This window comes from Mesorhizobium sp. M7A.F.Ca.AU.001.01.1.1, from assembly GCF_004022735.1.
GTDB lineage: Bacteria > Pseudomonadota > Alphaproteobacteria > Rhizobiales > Rhizobiaceae > Mesorhizobium > Mesorhizobium ciceri.
This window is the reverse complement of sequence record NZ_RZPF01001034.1, coordinates 1-1564: the sequence shown is the minus strand read 5'-3', so window position 1 is coordinate 1564 and position 1564 is coordinate 1. Positions and strand designations below refer to the sequence as shown.

3 protein-coding genes are annotated in these 1564 nt (G+C 62.9%); 1 reads left to right on the top strand and 2 read right to left on the bottom strand.

Going from position 1 to position 1564, the window contains the following annotated elements; all coding sequences use genetic code 11:
- Positions 1-174 (top strand): YhjD/YihY/BrkB family envelope integrity protein (locus EN884_RS35465; protein ID WP_206617741.1); only part of this gene is annotated, 174 nt, incomplete at its 5' end.
- A gap of 102 nt (positions 175-276) precedes the next feature.
- Here EN884_RS35465 and EN884_RS35460 read toward each other — a convergent pair.
- Complete coding sequence (locus tag EN884_RS35460) at positions 277-1173, bottom strand: DMT family transporter (protein ID WP_063169083.1); 897 nt, start codon at positions 1171-1173, stop codon at positions 277-279.
- Positions 1174-1318: 145 nt separating this feature from the next.
- A partial coding sequence (locus EN884_RS35455) for a glutamate--tRNA ligase family protein (RefSeq protein WP_245492046.1) occupies positions 1319-1564 on the bottom strand: 246 nt, incomplete at its 5' end.

The following is a 1564-nucleotide window of genomic DNA, read 5'->3' as shown; positions in this document are numbered from 1 at the left end:
ATCTTCGCCACCTATCTCGACCACTTCTCGTCCTATGTGACGACCTATGCCGGCCTGGCCTCGATCATGATCGCCGTGGTCTTCCTCTACATGGTGTCGGCGATCTTCATCCTCGGCGGCGAGCTCAATGCCGCGATCAGCCGCTATCTGGAGGCGCGTGCGCGGGTGGGATGACAGGGCGAATTGAGGAATTGAAGAACTGAAGAATTGGAGAAAAAGCGGGCCATATCCGGCGCTGTCTGTGCTTCTTCCTCAATTCCTCAATTCCTCAATTCCTCAATTCCTCAATTCCACAGTTCTTCCCTTGGCCTGCCGCGCCGTTGCCAGGCCGACGCCGAATGTCGTGATCGCCATGCCGGCAATCTGAAGTGCGTTGAGCTGCTCGTCGAACAGGGCCCAGGCGATGATCGCCGTCACCGCCGGCACCAGGTAGAACAGCGAGGCGACCTTCGACATCTCGCCGTCGCGGATCATCACCATCAGCAGGAAGATGGCGCCGAGCGACAGCACCAGCACCAGCCAGGCCATGGCGAAGATGAGTTCGCCATTGATGACGACCGTGTGGGTTTCGAAGGCGAGGGAGGCGACGAGCATCAGCGAGCCACCGCCGACATATTGCCACATGGTCGCCGCGACGAGGTCGCCGCCGGAGGCAAAGCGCTTCTGCCAGATGGTGCCGGCGCTCATGCCGAGCACCGAAACCAGCGAGGCTGTCAATGTCGCCGCGGTCACGCCGCCGCCGAGCGCGCCGAGCTTCGGCCACAGCACGATGACGATACCGATGAGGCCGATGCCAAGGCCAAGCCAGTGACGCGGCAGGATCGCCTCGCCGAGGAATTTGCCGGCCAGCACCGCCGTGATCAGCGGCTGCAGGCCGACGATGAGGGCCGAAAAGCCGGCCGGCATGCCCCTGTGGATGGCCCAGAACACAGCGCCGAGATAGACGCCATGCATCAGGATGCCCGCGCCGGTGGCATGCAGCGCCTCCTCGCGGGTGGCTTTTTTCGAACCCAATACAAGCATCAGGACGGCCAGCAGGATGGCGGCGATGACGAACCGCGCGGCGAGGAAGGTGAACGGCTCCGCCCATGGCATGGCGTAGCGCGCGCCAATGAAGCCGGTCGCCCACAGAACGACGAAGGTGGCGGGAATGAACCGCTTGATGCTGTGCATGTTCCGGAGTCCGCCGCACTGGAGAGAATTGCCGTGGCGATGCTCTAATCCCGTTCACCCCGGCGCGCAAAGCGAAACGGTTGATCCATAGATCACCGGAATTCAACGCCGGCCCATCTGGGGTGGCTTCTTGGTCTCACCGGGCTCAAAGCCCGACCATTCGCCTGATGTCGTCAGGCGATGCGCCGGCATGGCGCAAGGCGGCAAGGCCGGTATCGCCCAGGCTCTTCGACAGTTTTCGCCCGTCGGGCCCGAGGATGAGGCGATGATGGAAATAGGCGGGTTGCGGCAGTCCCAGGAGTTGCTGCAGCAGGCGCTGCACGCCGGTGGCGGAAAACAGATCTTGTCCGCGCACGACGTGGCTGACACCTTGCAGGGCATCGTCCATGAC

Bases quoted from the DNA above. Each gene is read 5' to 3' on its own strand.
- EN884_RS35460 (WP_063169083.1), bottom strand. From the start codon at position 1,173: ATGCACAGCATCAAGCGGTTCATTCCCGCCACCTTCGTCGTTCTGTGG.